Source organism: Mycobacterium sp. SMC-19 (assembly GCF_045310815.1).
GTDB lineage: Bacteria > Actinomycetota > Actinomycetes > Mycobacteriales > Mycobacteriaceae > Mycobacterium.
On sequence record NZ_JBJIAM010000001.1, the window covers coordinates 467,751 to 487,011 of the forward strand.

General features: G+C 68.6%; 17 protein-coding genes. 5 read left to right on the forward strand and 12 right to left on the reverse strand.

Annotated elements, in window-relative coordinates:
* The 11 genes from ACJH5R_RS02305 to ACJH5R_RS02355 all read right to left on the reverse strand — a co-directional run bounded on the left by ACJH5R_RS02305 (position 1) and on the right by ACJH5R_RS02355 (position 11,932).
* Positions 1-807 carry an enoyl-CoA hydratase/isomerase family protein gene (locus ACJH5R_RS02305; RefSeq protein ID WP_406781216.1) on the reverse strand — a complete coding sequence of 269 codons (807 nt, stop codon included), beginning with the start codon at positions 805-807 and terminating at the stop codon, positions 1-3.
* A complete protein-coding gene (locus tag ACJH5R_RS02310) occupies positions 807-2,030 on the reverse strand; it encodes a CaiB/BaiF CoA transferase family protein (RefSeq protein WP_406781217.1) in 1,224 nt (407 codons plus the stop codon). The genes ACJH5R_RS02305 and ACJH5R_RS02310 overlap by 1 nt, the downstream gene beginning before the upstream one ends.
* Positions 2,030-2,788, reverse strand: a complete 759-nt coding sequence (locus ACJH5R_RS02315) for an SDR family NAD(P)-dependent oxidoreductase (protein WP_406781218.1) — start codon at positions 2,786-2,788, stop codon at positions 2,030-2,032. Before ACJH5R_RS02315 ends, ACJH5R_RS02310 begins: the two co-directional genes overlap by 1 nt.
* The gene (locus tag ACJH5R_RS02320) at positions 2,788-3,966 is read right to left on the reverse strand and encodes an acyl-CoA dehydrogenase family protein (protein ID WP_406781219.1); all 1,179 of its coding nucleotides are present in this window, start codon (positions 3,964-3,966) and stop codon (positions 2,788-2,790) included. Before ACJH5R_RS02320 ends, ACJH5R_RS02315 begins: the two co-directional genes overlap by 1 nt.
* Before the next feature lie 62 nt (positions 3,967-4,028).
* The gene (locus ACJH5R_RS02325) at positions 4,029-5,735 is read right to left on the reverse strand and encodes a thiamine pyrophosphate-binding protein (RefSeq protein WP_406781220.1); all 1,707 of its coding nucleotides are present in this window, start codon (positions 5,733-5,735) and stop codon (positions 4,029-4,031) included.
* 25 nt (positions 5,736-5,760) lie between these two features.
* Positions 5,761-6,771, reverse strand: a complete 1,011-nt coding sequence (locus tag ACJH5R_RS02330) for an acyl-CoA dehydrogenase family protein (RefSeq protein ID WP_406781221.1) — start codon at positions 6,769-6,771, stop codon at positions 5,761-5,763.
* Entirely contained in the window at positions 6,768-7,940 is a 1,173-nt protein-coding gene (locus ACJH5R_RS02335; protein ID WP_406781222.1) for an acyl-CoA dehydrogenase family protein, read from the reverse strand. Before ACJH5R_RS02335 ends, ACJH5R_RS02330 begins: the two co-directional genes overlap by 4 nt.
* Positions 7,937-8,719 (reverse strand): enoyl-CoA hydratase/isomerase family protein, encoded by a 783-nt coding sequence (locus ACJH5R_RS02340; protein ID WP_406756241.1) that lies wholly within the window; start codon positions 8,717-8,719, stop codon positions 7,937-7,939. The genes ACJH5R_RS02335 and ACJH5R_RS02340 overlap by 4 nt, the downstream gene beginning before the upstream one ends.
* Positions 8,716-9,633, reverse strand: coding sequence for an acyl-CoA dehydrogenase family protein (locus tag ACJH5R_RS02345; protein ID WP_406781223.1), 918 nt, complete (start codon positions 9,631-9,633; stop codon positions 8,716-8,718). Before ACJH5R_RS02345 ends, ACJH5R_RS02340 begins: the two co-directional genes overlap by 4 nt.
* Positions 9,630-10,799, reverse strand: a complete 1,170-nt coding sequence (locus tag ACJH5R_RS02350; RefSeq protein ID WP_406756243.1) for an acyl-CoA dehydrogenase family protein — start codon at positions 10,797-10,799, stop codon at positions 9,630-9,632. Before ACJH5R_RS02350 ends, ACJH5R_RS02345 begins: the two co-directional genes overlap by 4 nt.
* A complete protein-coding gene (locus ACJH5R_RS02355; RefSeq protein WP_406756567.1) occupies positions 10,796-11,932 on the reverse strand; it encodes a CaiB/BaiF CoA transferase family protein in 1,137 nt (378 codons plus the stop codon). The genes ACJH5R_RS02350 and ACJH5R_RS02355 overlap by 4 nt, the downstream gene beginning before the upstream one ends.
* Positions 11,933-12,117: 185 nt before the next feature.
* Here ACJH5R_RS02355 and ACJH5R_RS02360 point away from each other — a divergent pair, with 185 nt between their 5' ends.
* From ACJH5R_RS02360 to ACJH5R_RS02380, 5 genes are read left to right on the forward strand one after another with little or no spacing between them, the layout of a single operon-like run.
* On the forward strand, positions 12,118-13,725 hold the full coding sequence (locus tag ACJH5R_RS02360) for an SMP-30/gluconolactonase/LRE family protein (protein WP_406781224.1): 1,608 nt from the start codon (positions 12,118-12,120) through the stop codon (positions 13,723-13,725).
* Positions 13,722-14,459 (forward strand): GntR family transcriptional regulator, encoded by a 738-nt coding sequence (locus ACJH5R_RS02365; protein ID WP_406781225.1) that lies wholly within the window; start codon positions 13,722-13,724, stop codon positions 14,457-14,459. Before ACJH5R_RS02360 ends, ACJH5R_RS02365 begins: the two co-directional genes overlap by 4 nt.
* A complete protein-coding gene (locus ACJH5R_RS02370) occupies positions 14,456-15,997 on the forward strand; it encodes an AMP-binding protein (RefSeq protein WP_406781226.1) in 1,542 nt (513 codons plus the stop codon). The genes ACJH5R_RS02365 and ACJH5R_RS02370 overlap by 4 nt, the downstream gene beginning before the upstream one ends.
* Before the next feature lie 3 nt (positions 15,998-16,000).
* Entirely contained in the window at positions 16,001-16,786 is a 786-nt protein-coding gene (locus ACJH5R_RS02375) for an SDR family NAD(P)-dependent oxidoreductase (protein WP_406781227.1), read from the forward strand.
* Complete coding sequence (locus ACJH5R_RS02380; protein ID WP_406781228.1) at positions 16,783-18,261, forward strand: AMP-binding protein; 1,479 nt, start codon at positions 16,783-16,785, stop codon at positions 18,259-18,261. Before ACJH5R_RS02375 ends, ACJH5R_RS02380 begins: the two co-directional genes overlap by 4 nt.
* A 52-nt stretch (positions 18,262-18,313) precedes the next feature.
* Here ACJH5R_RS02380 and ACJH5R_RS02385 read toward each other — a convergent pair whose 3' ends face one another.
* Positions 18,314-19,096, reverse strand: coding sequence for an enoyl-CoA hydratase (locus tag ACJH5R_RS02385; RefSeq protein ID WP_406756249.1), 783 nt, complete (start codon positions 19,094-19,096; stop codon positions 18,314-18,316).
* Positions 19,097-19,261 lie beyond the last annotated feature (165 nt).

The window sequence follows — 19,261 nt, forward strand, 5'->3', positions numbered from 1 at the left end:
CTACTCCGATCTCGTTGACTTCGGCAGCCACCCGCCGGTGAAGCGCGGCGGGCGTTTCTCGGCGAACGCCGCATAGGCTTCCGCGGCATCGGTGCCCGCGAAGTTCACGATCTGGGCCCGTGCCTCATTGGCCAGGGCCTCGGGCAGGGTGGCGTCGGCGCCCTGATTGAGCAGCGCCTTGGTCTGCGCCAACGCTCGCGGCGGGCCGGCGGCCAGCCGGTCGGCGAGCTCGTCGACGAAGGCGTCGATCTCGCCGGAGCCCACCACCCAGGTCACCAGGTTCAACGCCTGCGCCTCGCCGGCGTCGATGGTCTCGGCAAGCAGTGCGAGCCGCTTGGCCTGTTGCAGCCCGACGAGTTTGGGCAGCAACCAGGATCCGGCCAGATCGATCGAGAGCCCGCGCTTCGAGAAGATCTGGCAGAACGTCGATTCCGGTGTCGCGACCACCAGGTCGCAGCCCAGCGCCAGGTTCCAGCCGGCCCCCACCGCGACGCCGGTCACCTTCGCGATGGTGGGGATGGTCAACTCGTGCAGCGCCAGTGCGACGTCGGACAACCGGCGCAGTTTCTCCACCGGGTGCACCTCATCGGGGGTGCCGATGTCGGCGCCCGAGCAGAACGCCCCGCCGGCGCCGGTGATCACCAGCGCGCGCAGGTCGGGGTCGTCGGCGGCATCGCGCAGCGCGTCGCGCAGCGCACGCCACAGCTCCGGGTTGATCGCGTTCTTGCGTGCTGGCCGGTTCAAGGTCAGCGTTCGCACGCCGTCACGGTCGGTGCAAAGCAGCACGGGCGCAGTGTCGGGAGCCATCAGCGCCCAGCCTGCCGTATGACCCCGCCGGCGCGCAGGCCGTCGATCTCCTCGCCGGTCAGCCCCAGTTCGTCCAGCACCGCGTCGGTGTGTTCGCCCAGGCCCGGCACCGCCCCCATCGGCGGGTGGTAGCCGGAGATCACCGGCGGCGGCAGCAACGACGGGATGGGGCCGGCCGGGGTGTCGATGCTGTGCCAGCGGTCGCGCTGCGCCAGTTGCGGATGGGCCAGCACGTCGCTGGGCGCGTTGTAGCGGGCGTTGCCGATCCCGGCGGCGTCGGCGGCGTCCTGGATATGCGCCAGGTCGTGGCGGGCGCACCACGCGGCGATCGCCTCGTCCAGGATCGCGCGGTTGACGACCCGGTCGGCGTTGCCGGCAAAGCGGGGATCGTCGGCGAGATCGTTGCGGCCCAGTAGTTCCCGGGCCAGTCGCTGCCATTCCCGGTCGTTGGTGGTGCCCAGCACCACGGTGTGCCCGTCCGCGGTCGGGTAGGCCCCGTAGGGCGACACTGCCGGTGAGCTCATTCCCAGCGGCTGCTGGTCGATCCCGGAGTGCCGGGCGTAGGTCAGGTGGTAGCCCATCATCTCGGCCATGGTGTCGAACAGGCTCACGCTGATCGATGGAGCCGGCGAATCCGGTTGGGCACCCGCTCCTTTGCGGCCCACCAGCAGGGCCATGATCGACAGGGCCGCGTACAGGCCGGTGGTGACGTCGGCCACCGGCGGGCCCGGTTTGGCCGGGGCACCCGGGTTGCCGGTCACCGAGCACACGCCCGACTCCGCCTGCACCAGCAGGTCGTAGGCCCGCTTGTGCGACAACGGTCCGCCGGCACCGTAGCCGTCGATCTCGACGGCGATCACGTTCGGGTGCCGCTGCGCCATCTGCTCGCGGGACAGGCCCAGCCGAGCCGTGGCACCCGGCGCGAGGTTGGACACCAGCACGTCGGCACGGTCCAACAACCGGTGCAGGACATCGCGTCCCGCTTCGCTTTTCAGGTCCAGGGTCACCGATTCCTTGCCCCGGTTGACCCAGACGAAGTGCGCCGCCTGGCCGTTGACGACATCGTCGTAGTAGCGGGCGAAATCGCCGCCGTCGGGGTTTTCCACCTTGATGACCCGCGCGCCGAAGTCGGCGAGGGCTCGGGTGCACATCGGCGCCGACACCGCCTGCTCCAGCGCCACCACCGTGACGCCGGCCAGCGGCGCGTTGGAGGGCTCCGGCATCACATCACCATGCCGCCGTCGACCGGCAATACCTGCCCGGTGACGTAGGAGGCGGCATCGGAAGCCATGAAGACGAACGCACCGGCGACCTCGCTGGGCTCCGCCCAGCGCTTCATCGGGATGCGGTTCATCATGTTGGCCGCAAACTTCTCATTGGTGCGGATGGTCTCGGTCATCGGGGTCGCCGCCAGCGGCGCCAACGCGTTGACGCAGATCCGCTTGGTCGCCAGTTCCCGGGCCAGCGATTTGGTGAACCCGATCAGCGCCGCCTTGGCCGCCGAGTAGTTGACCTGCCCGAGGGTGCCGGTCAGGCCCGCCGCCGAGGTCACGTTGACGATGCGGCCGGTGCCGTCGGTGGGGACATACGGCAGCACGGCCTGGGTGCAGTTGAAGGCGCCGACGGTGTGCACGTCAAGCAGCAGTCGCAGGGACTCGGCGGTCAACTTCTCGAACATCGCCGGGCGGGTCACCCCGGCATTGTTGATCAGGATGTGGATCTTTCCGTCGGCCAGTTCGGCGGCCTTGGCGGCGGCCGCCTCCGCCGAGTCGGGATCCGTGACATCGAGCGCCGCGGATTCGGCCCGGCCACCGGATGCCGAAATCCGTTCGGCCACCGCGGCTGCCGCGTCGGCGTCGACGTCGGTGACCAGCACCGCCGCCCCGGCTTGCGCGAGTGCGGCCGCGACCGCCGAGCCGATGCCGCCGGCTGCCCCGGTCACCACCGCGCTGCGACCGGTCAGGTCGAAGTAGCCGGCCATCAGTAGCTCCTCGGCAAGCCGAGCACGTGCGAGCCCAGGAAGTTCAGGATCATCTCCTGGCTGACCGGGGCGATCTTCATCAGGCGAGATTCCCGGAAGAACCGGGAGATGTTGTACTCCTCCGAGTAGCCCATCCCGCCGTGAGTCTGCAGCGCCCGGTCGGCGGCCGCGAAACCGGCATCGGCACAAAGGTATTTGGCCATGTTGGCCTCACGACCGCAGGACTTGCCGTTGTCGTAGAGCCAGGTGGCCTTGCGCAGGATCAGTTCGGCGGCGTCCAGGCGGGCCAGTGAGTCGGCGAGCGGGAACTGGATGCCCTGGTTCATACCGATCGGCCGGTCGAACACCACGCGCTCGTTGGCGTACTTGACCGCACGGTCCAGCGCGACCCGGCCGATGCCGAGGGCCTCGGCGGCGATCAGCATGCGCTCGGGGTTCAGCCCGTGCAGGATGTAGGAGAAGCCCTTGCCCTCGTCGCCGATCCGGTGTTCGGCCGGGATGCGCAGGTCGTCGATGAACACCTCGTTGGACGACACCGCGTTGCGGCCCATCTTGGTGATCGGCCGGATGTCGACATGGTCGCGGTCGATATCGGTGAGGAACAGGGTCAGGCCGTCGGTGGGTTTGGCCGTCTCGTCGCGCGGGGTGGTGCGGGTGAGCAGCAGGATCTTCTCGGACTCAAGGGCTTTGGAGATCCACACCTTGCGCCCATTTACCACGTAATCGCTGCCGTCACGCTTGGCGAACGTGGTGATGCGGGAGGTGTCGAGGCCCGCGGTCGGTTCGGTGACGCCGAAGCACACGTGCAGGTCGCCACTGACGATGCGGGGCAGCGTCTCGGCCTTCATCTCGTCCGAGCCGAAGACCACGACCGGCTGCATGCCGAAGATCGACAGGTGGATCGCGCTGGCGGCATTCATCCCGCCGCCCGAACGCGCCACTTCCTCGGCCAGGATGGTGGCCTCGGTGATGCCCAGCCCGTGACCGCCGTACTCCTCGGGGATGGTCATGCCCAGCCAGCCGCCGCCGGCGATGGCGTCGTAGAACTCCTGCGGGAATTCGTGCGCCTGGTCCTTGGTCATCCAGTAGTGGTCGTCGAACTTGGCCGCGAGTTCGGCGACCGACTGCCGGATCAGCTGTTGATCCTCGGTCAGTTCGAAGCTCATTCCGCCGGACATGATCCCCTCCAGCCCATCACCTCGTGCACGTTGTTAGTCGAAAGCGAGAATAGCATTCTCGTTTATTGGGTTCCTTCGGCGTACCAGGTGCGGAACTCGGCGTAGTTCGGCATCTCTTCGGAGTTCGCCTTGGGATCGATGCAGACGTGGATCACCGCGGTGCCGCCGGCGGCGAAGGCACGCTCGATGGCCGGCCCGATCTGTGTTTCGTCGTCGACGTACTCCCCGCGGGCACCCATTCCCTCGGCGATCTTGTCGAACCGCACGTTCTTGCCCCAGTGCACGCCGGGCTGCGGCGAGGGTTGCTCGAAGGTCCGCTTGTACACCCCGACTTCCAGGCCCCACTGGTGGTCGACGCCCACCACGCAGACCAGCGGCAGGCCCAGCCGGGCCGCGGTCTCCAGCTCACCGATGTGAAAGAGGAACGCCGAGTCGCTGGTCAGCAGCATCACCGGCCGCTTGCCGCCCTCGGCGACCGAGGCTCCCACGGCATAGGGCAACCCGGTGCCCAGGTGCCCGAAGTTCTGATTCCACATCACGTCGTGCGGCTTGGCCTGCGAATAGGTCCACTGGAATATGACGGTGGCGCCACCGTCGCGCACCATGATGCCGTCGGCGGGGAAGGCCCGAGTGGCCTCGACCACGTAGCGCGCCGGGTGCACCGGGGAACGGCCGGCCGGTGCCGTTTCGGCCAGTTCCGCGAGCTGGTCGGCGTCCTGTTTGATCCACCGGTCCAGGTCGGCAGACGGGGTGCGGGGACTGCCTTGGAGGGCATCCACCAGCTGCGGCACGACGCCCCGCAGGTCACCCACCAGTGCAACGTCCACCGGCCGGTTCACCCCGATCGCCAGCGGGTCCTGCTCGACGTAGATCCACTTGCGCTCGCCGTTCTTGTCGGCCCAGTGCCGGGTGGTGCCGTAGTGCACCGGCTCCCCCAGCTCGGTGCCCAGCGCCACGCAGACGTCCGACCCGGCGACGGCCTCGACGGCTGCCGTCGAGAAGCCGTAGGGGAAGGTGCGTTCCTCCAGACCGGGAATGAAGGCGGTGCCGCCGGAGGTCTGAATCACCGGGCAGGCCATCAGCTGAGCCAGCTCGGCGACCGCGGCCGCACTGCGCGAGGTGTGTACGCCGTGGCCTACCAGCAGGATCGGGCTGGACGCCTTGCGGATGATCTCGGCGGCCTGCGCCACTTCGGGCGCGCCGGCCCGCTGATTCACCAGCCGATAGCGGTGTGGCTCGGGCGGATCGGCGACGTCGAGTTCTTCGAGGATGACGTGCGACGGGTATTCGATATAGGCCGGTCCGGGGGTGCCGGACATGGCGCGGCGGATGGCCTCGTGCACGATCTCGTCGGTCTGATCGGCGTATTCGATCGACGCGCTGTACTTCACCGACGGCGTGAAAAGCTCTTCCTGGCGGACGAATTGGATGCGTCCGCGCCGCACCCGCCGCTCGGTGATGCGGGCACGCTGACCGCCCAGGAACACCACCGGGGAGTTCTCCACCTTCGCGCACATCATCGCGCCGGCGATGTTGGCCACCCCCGGCCCCAGGGTGCCGATGCACAGGCCCGGCCGGCCGGTCATCCGCGAGGCCGCCTCGGCCATGAAGCCGGCGCTCTCCTCGTGGTGCGGCGCCACCACCGACCAGCCCCGTTGTTCGGCCTCGACGAACATGTGCACGAAGTTGGGGTCGGGGATGCCGAACAGCGTGTTGACGCCCTCGGCCTCGAACAGTTCCAGGATCCGGCGATAGACGGGCATACCCACTTCTCGAAACTCCTTGCTTGACTTGTTAATACCGTTGAGCGAGACGACGACGGTACGCTGCCGGGGATCCGAACAGCGACCGGTTGAAAGTGGCGCGCTTCAGGTAGACGTGGATGCCGCTGTCCCACGTGTAGCCGATGCCGCCGTGCAGTTGTAGCGCTTTGCCGACCACGTCGACGGCGGCCGCGCAGGTGTAGGACTTCGCCATGGCGACAGCGGCGTCCACGTCTGAGTGGTTGTGCACCACGGCGTGGACGGCGTCGCGGACCAGGGTGCGGGCCACCGTGATCTTCACCAGCATGTCGGCGCAGGCGTGTTTGACGGCCTGGAAGGAGCCGATGGGCCGGCCGAACTGCTCCCGGGTCTTCGCATAGGACACCGTCGCCTCCAGCATGGCTTCGGCCAGACCGAGGCTGTCGCACGCCACCGCGACCGCCGCCCGATGTCCGAGCGTCTGCGCGCTGCCCGCGAACCGCAGCACCGCCGGGTCGGCCACATCGATCCCATCGGCGGCGACCGTGGCGACGTCGCGGGTCTCGTCGAGCACCGGCTGGTCGGTGACGCTCAGCGCCTCCACGACGACCGCCACATCGGCACCGGACGTATCGGCGGCCACCACCAGCAGCCGGTCGGCGCCGTCGGCATCCGGCACGAAGTCGGCACGGCCGGTCAGCCGCCGTTCGGCGTCGAGGGTGAACGATCCCCCGATTACCGTGGCGAGCCGGGTCCGCCCGGCGGCGACCTCGGCCAGCAGGTCGTTGCGAACCTCGCTGTCGCGCAGGCTGTTCAGCAGCCCCACCGACAGCACCGCACCGCCCAGGTAGTGCGTTGCCGCGGCGGCGCGGCCCAGTTCTTGGCAGATCACCGCGACTTCGGCGAAGCTCGCCCCCGCGCCCCCAAGGGCCTCGGGAACCTCCAGGCTCGACCAGCCGGCGTCTGCGACGGTGGACCAGTCGACCCCCCTGCCGCGGGCCAGTACGTCGGCGGCGACCGTTCGCAGGTCGTCGTGCAGCTCGGCGAAATCGGTGGTGGTCACGGCATGCTCGGCTCTCTGGGCAGGCCGAGGCCGCGTTCGCCGATGATGGTGCGCTGGATCTCGCTGGAGCCGCCGGGAATGGTCCATTCCCAGGAGCCGACGAAATCCAGCACCCACGACCCCGACTCCCAGCCGCTGGACAGCGGTTTGTCCAGCACGGTGTGGGCGTCCGGCCCACCGATCTCGGTGCCGAAGTCGGTGAGCCGCTGGAGCAGCTCGCTGTAGTACAGCTTCACGATCGAGGCGTCGGCGGGTCCGGCGGTGCCGGCTTCGACGTTGTGCACCAGTTGGCGGCACATGCCGCGCAGTCCGGTGATCTCGGTTTCCAGTTGTGCCAGCCGGTCGGCCACCACCGGGTCATCGCTCGGGGCGGCATCGACCAGCCAGCGAAAGCCCGCGCAGCCCAGGCGTTCGGCGAGCTCGAGCATGGTCATGCCGCGCTCGGCGCCCAGGGTCGCCTGCGCCACCTGCCATCCGGCGTTCTCCGCCCCGATCAGGTTGGCGGCGGGGATCACGACGTCATCGAGGAAGATCTCGCAGAAGTGCTGGTCGCCGACGGCGTTGCGGATCGGCCGCACCTGGACGCCGGGGGTGGCCATATCCAGCAGGAAGTACGAGATGCCTTTGCGTTTGGGGGCGTCCGGGTCGGTACGGGCCAGCAGCAGACACCACTGCGCATGGCTGGCACCGCTGGCCCAAAGCTTCTGGCCGTTCACCACATAGTCATCGCCCACCCGGCGCGCGGTGGTGCGCAGCGATGCCAGGTCCGAGCCGGCCTCCGGTTCCGAGAAGCCCTGCACCCAGATCTCGCCGTCGAGGATCGCCGGCAGGTGTCGGCGCCGCTGTTCTTCGGTACCGGCGGCCAGCAGTGTTGCGGCCGCGTGGTGGATGCCGACGAAGGCCAGCACCAGCCGGGGCGCGTCGTGGGCGGCGAGTTCCTGGTACAGCACGGCCTGATCGGCCACCGACATCCCGCCGCCCCACTCGCTCGGCCAATGCGGGACCGCGAACCCCGCACTGTGCAAGGTGGCGAACCAGCTGCGCTGGAAGTCGACGAACTCGCGCTCGCTCACCCCGGTCTGGGCGCGGCGCCAGTCCGCGGGGATGTTGTCGCGGCACCACCGGCGTACCTGCGCGCGGAAATCGTCGGGCTGATGCGGTTCCGTCATCGCCGGTTCGCCCGCTCTGCGAAGGCCAGCAGGCGCTGCCGGTGATCGTCGGACTTCATGGTCGCCACCTCGGCGGCGAACCCGGCTTGCAGCGGCCCGCCCAGCACCTGCGACAGGTACATGTTGACCACCCGCTTGGTGCCCTGCAGCGCTTCCGGCGGCTGGGCAGCCAGGCGGGCGGCCAGCTGATGTGCTTGCGGCAGCAACTCTTCGGGTGCCACCGCGCGGCTGGCCAGTCCGAGTTCGACCGCGGTGGCGGCGTCGATGCGATCGCCGGTGTAGAGGTATTCGCGGCTTCGCAGGATCGGGGTGATCAGCGGCCAGAGGGCGGCCCCGCCGTCACCGGCGACCAACCCGACCGCCACGTGCGGATCGGCGAGATAGGCGCTCTGCGAGATCAACACGATGTCGCAGAGCACGGCCAAGCTGGCGCCCAGTCCGACGGCGGGACCGTTGACGGCCGCGATGATCGGCAGCGGGAACCGCAGCATCTCTTCGATGATCTGCGCGCCCTCGCGGATGCTCTCGTCCCGGGCGGCTTCGTCGTCGAGGAAGGTGGTGATCCAGTTCAGGTCGCCGCCGGCGGAGAACGCGCGCCCGGCGCCGGTCAGCACCACGACCCGGATCGTCTTGTCGGCGGCCAGTTGCCGCCACACGTTGGCCAGGCCCCAGTGCAGGTTGGCGTTGACGCTGTTGAGTTCGTCGGGCCGGTTGATCGTGACGGTGCGGACCGGGCCCTCGCCGGTCACCGTGATCTCGGGCGGCAAGTCGTATTTCATGCGTAGGGTCCCGTCAGTCCGGTCTGTTGCACGCGGCGGGCCAGCCGGTCGCGGGTGGCCGACAGTCCCCAGGGCAGGCGGCGCAGCGGCTGGCTGTAGCGCGACAGCCACGACAGTGCGGTCTCGTCGCAGAATCCGACGGCGCCGTGCAGTTGGTGGCAGATGCGGAACACCACGTCGGCGGCCTCCAGCGCGGCCGATCGCAGTGCCAGTGCGTCGTCGACGGCTTCGGGACGCCCGGTCGCGATACTCCACAGCGCGTATTTGGCCAGCATGTCCAGCCCGGCGCGCTCCACCTCGGCGTCGGTCAGTTGAAACTGCACGCCCTGAAACGTCGACAGCGCCTGGCCGAATTGTTCGCGCAGCCGGACGTGGGCGATCGTCAGATCCATTGCCCGGTCCAGCATCCCCAGCAGCGTCCAGCAGGGCAGCGTCAGCGCTAGCGCGAGGTCACCCACGCCATCGGGGTCGACTGGGGCCAAGGTCAGCTCCGCCACCAGAGCCGGCCGGGCCTCCGACTGCGCCACGACGGTGCTGCGGACCCCGGCCAGCGTGACCGTGGCCCAGCGCTTCGACAGCCCCGCCACCACGCCGGCGGGAGCATGGTCGGCGACCACGATCAGCCCATCAACGTCGAGATCGGCCGGCGTGGACAGGCATTCGGCTACCGGGTACGGAAGCGCCCAGTACCCGGCGCCGCGGCACAGTGCGGCGGCGGCCTCGAGTTCGTCGGCATCGGCGCGGGGCTTCAGCTCGAATGTGCCCAACCCGCGCAATACCGGGCCGACCAGCGGCTCCCGCAGGCTGGGATCGGCGTCAGCGCGCATCACCAGGTCGTCGCCGCCGGCCGCTTCGAAGGCGCGGCGCGCCGCCCGTCCGAATTCTTCTGCGTCCGGGCCGAGTTCGAGGTTCATCGCGCCACCGCCAGCAGGGCGCGCGACAGCAGGATGCGCTGCATCTCGATGCTGCCCGAGGACACCGTGGCCGCCTGCGAGTAGCGCCAGTGGTCTTCGACCTCCTGGCGATACCACTGCGCCTGCGGGCCGTCGGGGGCTTCGGCGGCGATCTCCATCAGCACCTCTGCGCTCTCCTGGTCCAGCCGGGTGACCGCGATCCGGTAGGCGGCCGCGTCACCGGGCGCAATGCGGCCACTGGCCTGCAGCGACACCACCCGGTAGGCCATCAGCCGGGCCCGCCGGCAGTGCGTGAGCATGCGCACCCAGCGGGCGATCACCTCGCCGGGCAGAGCCTCCCAGCGCTGCCCGAGGGCATGCGGCGCCGCGGCGAGCAACCGTTCGCAGCGCGCGTAGCGGGCGATCCCGACTCGCTCGAACGCCATCACGTCGCCCACGATCGACCAGCCCGCGTCGAGTTCGCCGAGGACATCGGCGTCGGTGACGCGCAGGTTGTCGAAGAACACCTCGTTGAGATGGTGCGGACCCATCATGGTGCCCAGCGGCCGGACGGTGATGGCGGGATCGTCCATCGGGACCAGGAACACGGTCAGGCCCTGCTGCTTCTTGGTAACTGAACCTTCACCGACCCGGGTGGTGCGCACCAGCAGAAAGCACCACTGCGCCATGGTCGCGTAGGAGGTCCAGATCTTCTGGCCGTTGATCAGCCAACCGTCACCATCGCGGCGGGCGTGAGTGCGCAGTGAAGCCAAGTCGGAGCCGGCCTCGGGTTCGGAGAAGCCTTGGCACCAGATCACTTCACCGGCCGCGATGGGCGGCAGGTGGCGGCGCTGCTGCTGCGGTGTCCCGTGCCGCATGATGATCGGCCCGACCCAGTTCACCCCCATGTACTGCGCCCCGCGCGGCTCATGATGCGCCCACATCTCCTCACGCACCACGGTCTGCTCCCACACCGAGGCGCCCGCCCCGCCGAATTCCTCCGGCCAGGACATACACAACAGATCCTGCTCCGCCAGCACCCGGCAGAACCGTTGTGCTGCAGCAAGGTCCGAAGGGTCATCGGTGAACGCGCCCGGGAACCGATCGGGCAGTTCCCGTTGAATCAGTTCGCGCAGCTGGACTCGCAGTTCCCCGGCGCGCGCCCCCATGTCCAAGTCGAGGGTCATGCGGTGCCCTGCTCGAGTCCGAGTTCGGCAAAGATTGCCGCGGTGTGCGCGCCGAGTTCCGGGGCCGCGCCGGCGACCCGACCGGGAGTCCGCGACAGCCAGGTGGGCACCCCGGGGAAGCGAACCGGTCCGTTGGGGGTGTCCACGGTCTCGAACAGACCGACGGCGTTGAGGTGCGCATCGTTGAACAGTGCCCCGGGCGAGTTCAGCGGGGCCGCCGGGATTTCCAGCTCCCCGAAGAGCGCCAGCCATTGGGCGGTGGTGCGCTCCTTCATCGTTTGCGCCACCAGCCCGTAGATGGTGTCGATCTGCCCGGCCCGCTGCGCCAGAGTGGCGTACTGCTCGCAGGCCCAGGGCGGCTGCACCGCGCCGATGAAGGCGTTCCAGTGCTTGTCGTTGTAGATCAGCGCGGCGATCTGGCCGTCGCTGGTCTCGTACGGTCGCCGGTTGGGCGCCACCGTGCGCGGGTAGACGGCCGGGCCCAGCGGCGGGTCGAACATCGCACCGTTGGCGTGCTCGACAAGCATGAACGAAGCCATGGTCTCGAACATGGCGACTTCTACTTCCTGACCCTGTCCGGTTCGCTCCCGGTGGAACAGCGCCATCATCGTGGCGTAGAGGGCGGTCAGCCCGGCGATCTTGTCGGCCATGATGGTGCCGACGTAGTCGGCCCGCCCGGTGAGCTGCTCTTGCACCGCGGGCAGCCCGCATTCGGCCTGAATGGTGTCGTCGTAGGCCGGGCGGTCGGCGGCCGGTCCGCGGCGCCCGTAGCCGTAGCAGTTGGTGTAGACGATCCCCGGGTTGAGCGCGGCCACCTCGGCATAGCCCAGGCCCAGCTTGGCCATCGCCTTGGCCCGCATCGAGTGGATGAACACGTCGGCCCGGCCGATCAGCGCGGCGATCGCGGTCTGTCCGGACACGCTGCGCAGGTCCAGCACGACGCTGCGCTTGCCCCGGTTGACGTTGACGAACACCCCGCTCATGTCGGGTGCGGGACCGGCCGAGATGTAGCGGGTGGCGTCGCCCTCCGGGGGTTCGATCTTGATGACGTCGGCGCCCATGTCGGCCATGATCTGCGTGCAGTACGGGCCCATCACCATGGTCGTCAGATCGACCACTCGAACGCCGCTCAGCGGCCCGGGCGCCGGAGTCTCCCCACCTGCCCCATTGACGCCGGCCGTCATTTGTTCGGACAAAATACTCCGTTCTGCGTAATGCAGAACACTATTCCGCAGCGGTTATTCATGCGTCAAGGCCGGATTGCCGCGCTGCGACGGACTATTGTCTGGACTAACTGGGCTTGATAACGTCCGGAGTCATGACTGCCTCCCTGCCGCGCCCTCGCGAGGTGGCCGGCGCCCCCTCCGCCGCGCCCGGTTGGCGGCTGGAGCGGATCACCGAACCGAGCCGGCTGTTCGGCGCGAACGGGCTGCGAACCGGCCCGGACGGCCGGGTCTACGTCGCGCAGGTGACCGGCAGTCAGATCAGTGCGCTGAACGTGACCACCGGCGAGTTGGCGGTCGTGAGCGCACGCGGCGGCGACGTCGTCGCGCCCGATGATGTCGCCTTCGACGCGGCCGGAACCTTGTACGCCACCGAGGTGATGGATGCCCGCGTCAGTGCGCTCGATGCCTCCGGCCGCAGCCGTGTGCTGCGCGACGATGTGCCCTGCGCCAACGGCATCACCGTGTATCAAGACCGGCTGTTCGTCGGCGAATGCCGCGAAGGCGGACGCCTGATGGAACTCGATCGGGCCACCGGCGGCAGGCGCATTCTGGCCGAAAACCTGCCGTCGCCCAACGCCATGGAGGTGGGGCCCGACGGACTGCTCTACTTCCCGGTGATGACCGCCAACGAGATCTGGCGGATCGACCCGTTCGCCGCCGATGCCGAGCCGCAACGGGTCGCAGGCGATCTGGGCGTACCGGACTCGGTGAAGTTCGACGCCGACGGTTTCATCGTGTCCACCCAGGCCGCCAGCGGACAGGTGCTGCGCATCGATCCGCGCACCGGTACGTCCACCGTGCTGGCGCAGCTGCAACCCGGACTGGACAACTGCACCTTCGTCGACGGGCGCCTGTTCATCTCGAACTTCACCGGCGAGATCACCGAAATCACCGGCGCCGGACAGACATCCACGATGCTGCCGGGCGGCCTGAACTGGCCGCTGGATCTCACCATCGATGAGGCCGACGCCCTGTTTGTCGCCGACGGCACCTACTTCTACGCCGTCGGTGCGGGCGGCCGGCTGGAAACCCTCGGCATGCTGTTCAGCCCCGGCTACCCCGGCTTCGTGCGGGGCGTGGCCGCCGTCGGGCCCGGCGAATTCGTCGTCACCACCTCCGGCGGGCAGGTCGCACGCTACGTGCCGGCGCATTCGTCCAGCGAGGTGCTCGCCGACGGTTTCGACCAGCTCTACGGGGTGGCGGTGGGGCCCGCCGGCATCGCGGTCACCGAATTCGGCACCGGCCGGGTCTTGGGGCTGCGTGCCGGTGCGGTGGAAGTGCTGGCCTGTGACCTGGCCGGTCCGGTCGGGATCGAGATCGCCGATGACGGGTCCCACCTGGTGGCCGAATCCGGCGCGGGCCGGGTGCTGCGCATCAGCGACTCAGGGGCCCAGCCGGCGGTCGACGGACTCGTTCGGCCACAAGGGATTGCGCTGGCCGACCGCACGCTCTACGTCGTTGACGCCGGAACGCGCCAAGTGCTCGCCGTCGACCTCGACGCCGGGACTCGGAAGGTGATCGCCGAGGGGCTACCGATCGGGCCGCCGCCGGGCGTGACCCCCAAACCGCTCAACGGAATGCCGCCGTTCTCCGGTCCCCAAGGCCCGTTCGCCGGTATTGCGCGCGGCCGCGACGGCACCCTGTTCGTCTCGGCCGACGGCGACGGCAGCGTGCTGGCACTGCATCCGGTCGGCCCGTGACCGACCACCGCTATCTGAAGGTGGCGCGGACGCTGCGCAAGGAGATCGCCGACGGGGTCTATCCGATCGGTTCGCAGCTGCCCACCGAACATGAACTGTGCGAACGGTTCAACGTCAGCCGCTACACGGTCCGCGAGGCGTTGCGACGACTACGGGAGGACAACCTCGTCCTCTCCCGTCCCCGCGCGGGCACCGTGGTGATCCCCCGCGCCGCGACCAACTGCTACGCCCAAGACGTGGTGTCGATCGATGATCTGGTGGCCTTCGCGGCCGGCGCGCAGTTCGAAATCGACTCCAACGCCATGGTCACCCTGGACACCGATGTCGCCGCACGCACCGGTCTGCCGGTGGGCAGCGAATGGCTGGCCGTGCGCGGCAACCGGCGCGCCCAGGGGCAGGCCGTACCGATCTGTCGGACCGAGTACTACATCAACCGGGCATTCGCCGGGGTCGGCCGACTGTTGCAACGTCACTCCGGACCGATCTTCCCGCTGATCGAGGACGTGTTCGGGGTCAGCGTCGTCGAAGTCCGCCAGCACATCCGGGCGGTGATCATCACCCCCGAACTCGCCACTGCCCTGGCCGTCCAGCCCGGCACCGCCGGGCTGCAGATGCAGCGCAGCTACACCACCTCCGAGGGTGAGATCGCCCAGGTAACGGTGAACACCCATGCCGGCGACGACTATCGCTACTCGATGACGCTGCACCGGGTGACCGGACCGAGCGGCCCGTGACCACGTTGGGCGACACCCTGGCGCAGGCCGCCGCGCAGACCCCCGAGCGGGTGTTGCTGATCGATGGTGATGTCCGCCTGACCTGTCGGGAACTGCTCAGTCGGGCAACGGAACTGGCGCAAGCCTTGCTGCAGAGGATGCCCGCCGGCAGCGTGGTGTCGTTCATGCTGCCGAACTGGCATGAAGCTGCCGTGGTCTATCTGGCAGCGACGTTGGCCGGGATGGTGGTCAACCCCATCCTGCCGTCGCTGCGCGACGCGGAACTGACCTACATCCTCACCGACTCGGGCACCCGAATGCTGTTCGCACCCGAGAAGTTCCGCGGCCACGACTACGCGGCGATGCTGGCCCGAGTGACCGAGGCGCTGCCCGAGGCGCCCGAAGTGGTGACGGTGCGCGGGTCCTCGACCGGTCACACCGACTACCGCGCACTGTTCGATCGCGTGGCGCCTGCCGTGGATCTGCCGGCAGTGAACAGCGATGCGGTACGGCTGCTGCTGTACACCTCCGGCACTACGAGCCGGCCGAAGGGAGTGCTGCACAGTCACGGTTCGATCCACGCCCTGATCCGCCAGCTCGGTGAGTACTGGCGAGTGGCGCCCGGTGCCACGTTTCTGGTGCCCTCCCCCGTCGCCCATATCGGCGGATCGATCTACGCGTTCGAAGCCCCGCTGCTGCTCGGCACCACCGCCGTGCTGATGGAGACCTGGAACCCCGATGCCGCGGTCGCGCTGATGCTCGCCGAGCGCTGCACCCACGTGGCCGGGGCAACGCCGTTTCTGGCCCAGTTGCTCACCGCCGCGCGCGCCGCCGGCACCCGGCTGCCCGATCTCACGCTCTTCGTCTGCGGCGGTGCGTCGGTTCCGGCGTCGTTGATCCGCGAAGCGGCAGGCTACTTTCACGCCGCCGTCGTCACCCGGGTGTACGGGTCCAGCGAGGTTCCAGTCAGCACGGTCGGATCGGTGGGCCCCCATGACCTGTCCCACGCCGCGGAGACCGACGGCCGGGCCGGGATCGCCGACATCAAGTTGGTCTCGCACCTCGGCGCTCCCCCCGGCGAGGGGGAGATCTACGTCCGCGGCCCGCAGATGCTGCTGGGCTACCTGCACCCCGAGGACGGGCGCGGCTGCTTCGATGAACAGGGTTACTTCGCGACCGGCGATCTCGGTCGGTGGGTCGACGAGGACTATCTGCTCGTCACCGGACGCCTCAAGGACGTGATCATCCGCAACGGCGAGAACATCTCCGCGCGCGAGGTGGAGGACATCCTGATCGGTCACCCGCAGATCGCCGAGGTCGCCGTGGTCGGGATCCCCGACGTGCGCACCGGTGAGCGCGCCTGCGCGGTGATCGTGCCGGCAGGCCAGACCCCGCCGGGTGTCGCCGAGCTGCGCGCCATGCTGGCCGAACACGGCGTTGCACGGTTCAAAGCCCCGGAGCAGGTGCTGATCTGGGATGCGTTGCCCAAGAACGATGCCGGCAAAGTGGTCAAACAGCAGATCCGGGCAGAGCTGGCCCGCGCAGAGATAGGTGAGTAGATCATGCAGGTGGCGATCGTGACGGGGGCCAGCAGCGGAATCGGGTTCGGCTGTGCGACAAAGCTTGCCGAGGAAGGGATGGCGGTGCTGGCAACCGGCCGCGACGCCGGACGGCTGGCCGGTCTGGCGGCGCAGCTACGGGAGTCCGGAATCGATCCCGACCGGATCGCCACCGTGGCGGTCGACCTGACCACGACGCAGGCGCCACAGCAGATCATCGAGGCCGCCCTGTCCCGGTGGGGCCGGGTGGACTACCTGATCAACAACGCCGGCATCGGCAGCCCCAAACCGCTGCACGAGACCGACGACGACACCCTGGACCACTTCCTGAATCTGATGCTGCGGGCGCCGTTCCGCCTGGCGCGCGACGTGCTGCCGCACCTGCAGCCCGGGTCGGCGATCATCAACATCACCTCCACCTTCGCGGTGGTGGGCGGACTGCGCGGCGGGGCGTACTCGGCCGCCAAGGGCGGGCTGACCGCGCTGACCACCCACATCGCCTGCCAGTACGGCGCCCAGGGGATCCGCTGCAACGCGGTGGCCCCCGGCGTCACCGTGACCCCGATGGTGCAGCAACGCCTGTCCGACAATCGGTTCCGCAGACTCAATGCCGAGATGACACCATCTCCGCGACTGGGCCGGGTGGACGACATCGCGGGCACCGTGGCCTTCCTGTGCTCGGACGCCGGTTCCTTCATCAACGGCCAGACCATCGTCGTCGACGGCGGCTGGAGCTCGACCAAATACCTGTCCGACTTCGGCCTCGACTCCGACTGGGTCCAGCCGTGAACCTGTTCACGTTGCTGGAGCAGGCCGCAACCCGGTTCGGCGAGCAGGGTGCGGTGTATCACGGCGAACGGCGGCTGCACACCTGGAGCGAGCTGGCCGATCGCGCACGACGGCTGGCGACGTCGCTGGGCCGGCTAGCAGGAGCCGGCGCACGGATCGCGATCGCCAGTGAGAACCGGCCGGAGATCATCGAGCTGATGTTCGCCACCTGGGCGGCCGATTGCGTTGTGGTTCCGCTCAATTACAAGCTGCACCCGCGCGAGATGGCGCAGATCATCGACGACGCCGGTGCAGCACTGATCTTCGCATCCCCGAAACTGGCCTCGGGACTGATCGAGACCGTTGACGCACCCGTCGAGACCATTGGCGGGGCAACCTACCTGGACCGGCTTGCCTGCCCTCGCATCGAAGAGGTCAACCCGGATCCGTCCCGGCTGGCGTGGCTGTTCTACACCAGCGGCACCACCGGGCGCTCGAAGGGTGCCATGCTGACCCACCGCAATCTGATGGCGATGACGGTGGCGCACCTGGCCGACCTGGACGACCCCGACGCTGACTGCAGCCTGATCCACGGCGCGCCGATGTCGCACGGATCGGGGCTCTACATCGCGCCCTACGTGCTGCGCGGGGCCCGCCAGGTGGTACCGGCATCGGGCTCGTTCGACGCGGACGAATTCCTCGACCTGTGCGGGCATCATCGCGGCGCCACGGCCTTTTTGGCGCCGACGATGGTGGGCCGACTGGTGGCCACCGGTCGGCAAAGGCCGGCCAAGCTGCGCACCATCGTCTACGGCGGCGGGCCGATGTATCTCGGGGACCTCAAACGGGCGATGACCGCGTTCGGGCCGGTGTTCGCCCAGCTCTACGGCCAGGGCGAAGCACCCATGACGATCACCGGCCTAAGCCGCACGGATCACCTCGGTGACGACGCGATCGTGTGCTCGGTCGGCTGGCCGCGCACCGGCGTCGAGGTCGCGGTACTGCGCGAGGACGGCACCCGAGCACCCGCCGGCGAGGTCGGCGAGATCGTCTGCCGCGGCGACGTGGTCATGGCCGGCTACTGGAATAACCCGGACGCCACCGCCGAGACCATCCGAGACGGCTGGCTGTTCACCGGCGACAAAGGATCGTTGGACCCCCGCGGTTTTCTCACCCTGCGCGACCGCTCCAAGGATGTGGTGATCAGCGGGGGCAGCAACATCTACCCCCGCGAAGTCGAAGAGGCACTGTTGAGTCATCCCGGCGTCATCGAGGCTTCGGTGGTGGGCGCACCCGACGCCGAGTGGGGCGAGATCGTGGTCGCGTTCATCGTCGGCGATGCGCCAGTCGCCGAGCTGGACAGCCATCTGCTGGAACGCATCGCGCGGTTCAAGCGCCCCAAGCGCTACGAGTTCGTCGACGCGCTGCCCAAGAACAGCTACGGCAAGGTGCTCAAACGCCAGCTGCGTTCCACCTTGGCCGCGAGATTGCGCTGACGCAGGGAAATTCGAGCAACTAGCTGCGGGAGCGCAATCTCGCGACGAAGCGCTATTTGACCTGAGACTTCATGTCATCGAGGTTGACCAGAATCGGCCATCCGCACACCGACAGCGCGTTGCCGTGGCCGGTCTCGTGGATGTCGAACGCGGACTGGATCGCCGAGTGGAAGCCCTGCACGTCGAGGGTCTGGTTGACCGCGCGTTTGGCCTGGCGCAGCGCGAACGACGGCATGGTGGCGATGTGCTCGGCGAGTTGGCGAGTCTCGGCGTCCAGCTGCTCACGCGGGACCACCCGGTTGACCATGCCGGTCTGCTCGGCTTCCTGTGCGGTCATCGCGCGGCCGGTGAACAGCATCTCTTTGGCCTTGCGCGGACCCAATTCCCAGGTGTGCCCGTGGTATTCGACCCCACCGATGCCCATCAGCACCACCGGGTCGGAGAACTGCGCGTCGTCGGAGGCGATGATCAGGTCGCACGGCCAGCACAGCATCAGCCCGCCGGAGATGCAGCGGCCCTGCACGGCGGCGATCGACGGCTTGGGCACGTTGCGCCACCGCAGCGTGTACTCCAGGTAGCGCTTGCATTCGTGCTTGTAGATGAACTCCAGCGTGATCTTGTCCGGCACCGGGCCGCCGCCCTTGAGGTCGTGGCCGGCCGAGAAGTGTTTGCCATTGGCGCGCAACACGATGACGGCGACGTCATCGTCGTCGGCGGCGCGCGTCCAGGCCGCGTCGAGCTCGTCGAGCAGCTCGGTGTTCTGGGCGTTGGCGGCGTCGGGCCGGTTCAGGGTGATCGTCGCAATCTTCTCGGCGACTTCGTAGTCGATGTACATGAGCGTCCTTCAGGTTGCGCCGACAACTGGCGAGAATGCCCTTCTCATACCGGGCAAGTTACCATCTTCGCCACCGGGATGGCAGCGCCGCGTTAGCCGACGTCAATCCGGACCTGTTCTCCGGTAGGGTGCATTCGTGTTCTCCCAAAAAGGCAACCGTTGGAG

Bases quoted from the DNA above. Each gene is read 5' to 3' on its own strand.
- ACJH5R_RS02345 (WP_406781223.1), bottom strand. From the start codon at position 9,633: ATGAACCTCGAACTCGGCCCGGACGCAGAAGAATTCGGACGGGCGGCG.
- ACJH5R_RS02315 (WP_406781218.1), bottom strand. From the start codon at position 2,788: ATGGCCGGCTACTTCGACCTGACCGGTCGCAGCGCGGTGGTGACCGGG.
- ACJH5R_RS02360 (WP_406781224.1), top strand. From the start codon at position 12,118: ATGACTGCCTCCCTGCCGCGCCCTCGCGAGGTGGCCGGCGCCCCCTCC.
- ACJH5R_RS02335 (WP_406781222.1), bottom strand. From the start codon at position 7,940: ATGACGGAACCGCATCAGCCCGACGATTTCCGCGCGCAGGTACGCCGG.
- ACJH5R_RS02340 (WP_406756241.1), bottom strand. From the start codon at position 8,719: ATGAAATACGACTTGCCGCCCGAGATCACGGTGACCGGCGAGGGCCCG.
- ACJH5R_RS02375 (WP_406781227.1), top strand. From the start codon at position 16,001: ATGCAGGTGGCGATCGTGACGGGGGCCAGCAGCGGAATCGGGTTCGGC.
- ACJH5R_RS02350 (WP_406756243.1), bottom strand. From the start codon at position 10,799: ATGACCCTCGACTTGGACATGGGGGCGCGCGCCGGGGAACTGCGAGTC.
- ACJH5R_RS02310 (WP_406781217.1), bottom strand. From the start codon at position 2,030: ATGCCGGAGCCCTCCAACGCGCCGCTGGCCGGCGTCACGGTGGTGGCG.
- ACJH5R_RS02320 (WP_406781219.1), bottom strand. From the start codon at position 3,966: ATGTCCGGCGGAATGAGCTTCGAACTGACCGAGGATCAACAGCTGATC.
- ACJH5R_RS02385 (WP_406756249.1), bottom strand. From the start codon at position 19,096: ATGTACATCGACTACGAAGTCGCCGAGAAGATTGCGACGATCACCCTG.
- ACJH5R_RS02305 (WP_406781216.1), bottom strand. From the start codon at position 807: ATGGCTCCCGACACTGCGCCCGTGCTGCTTTGCACCGACCGTGACGGC.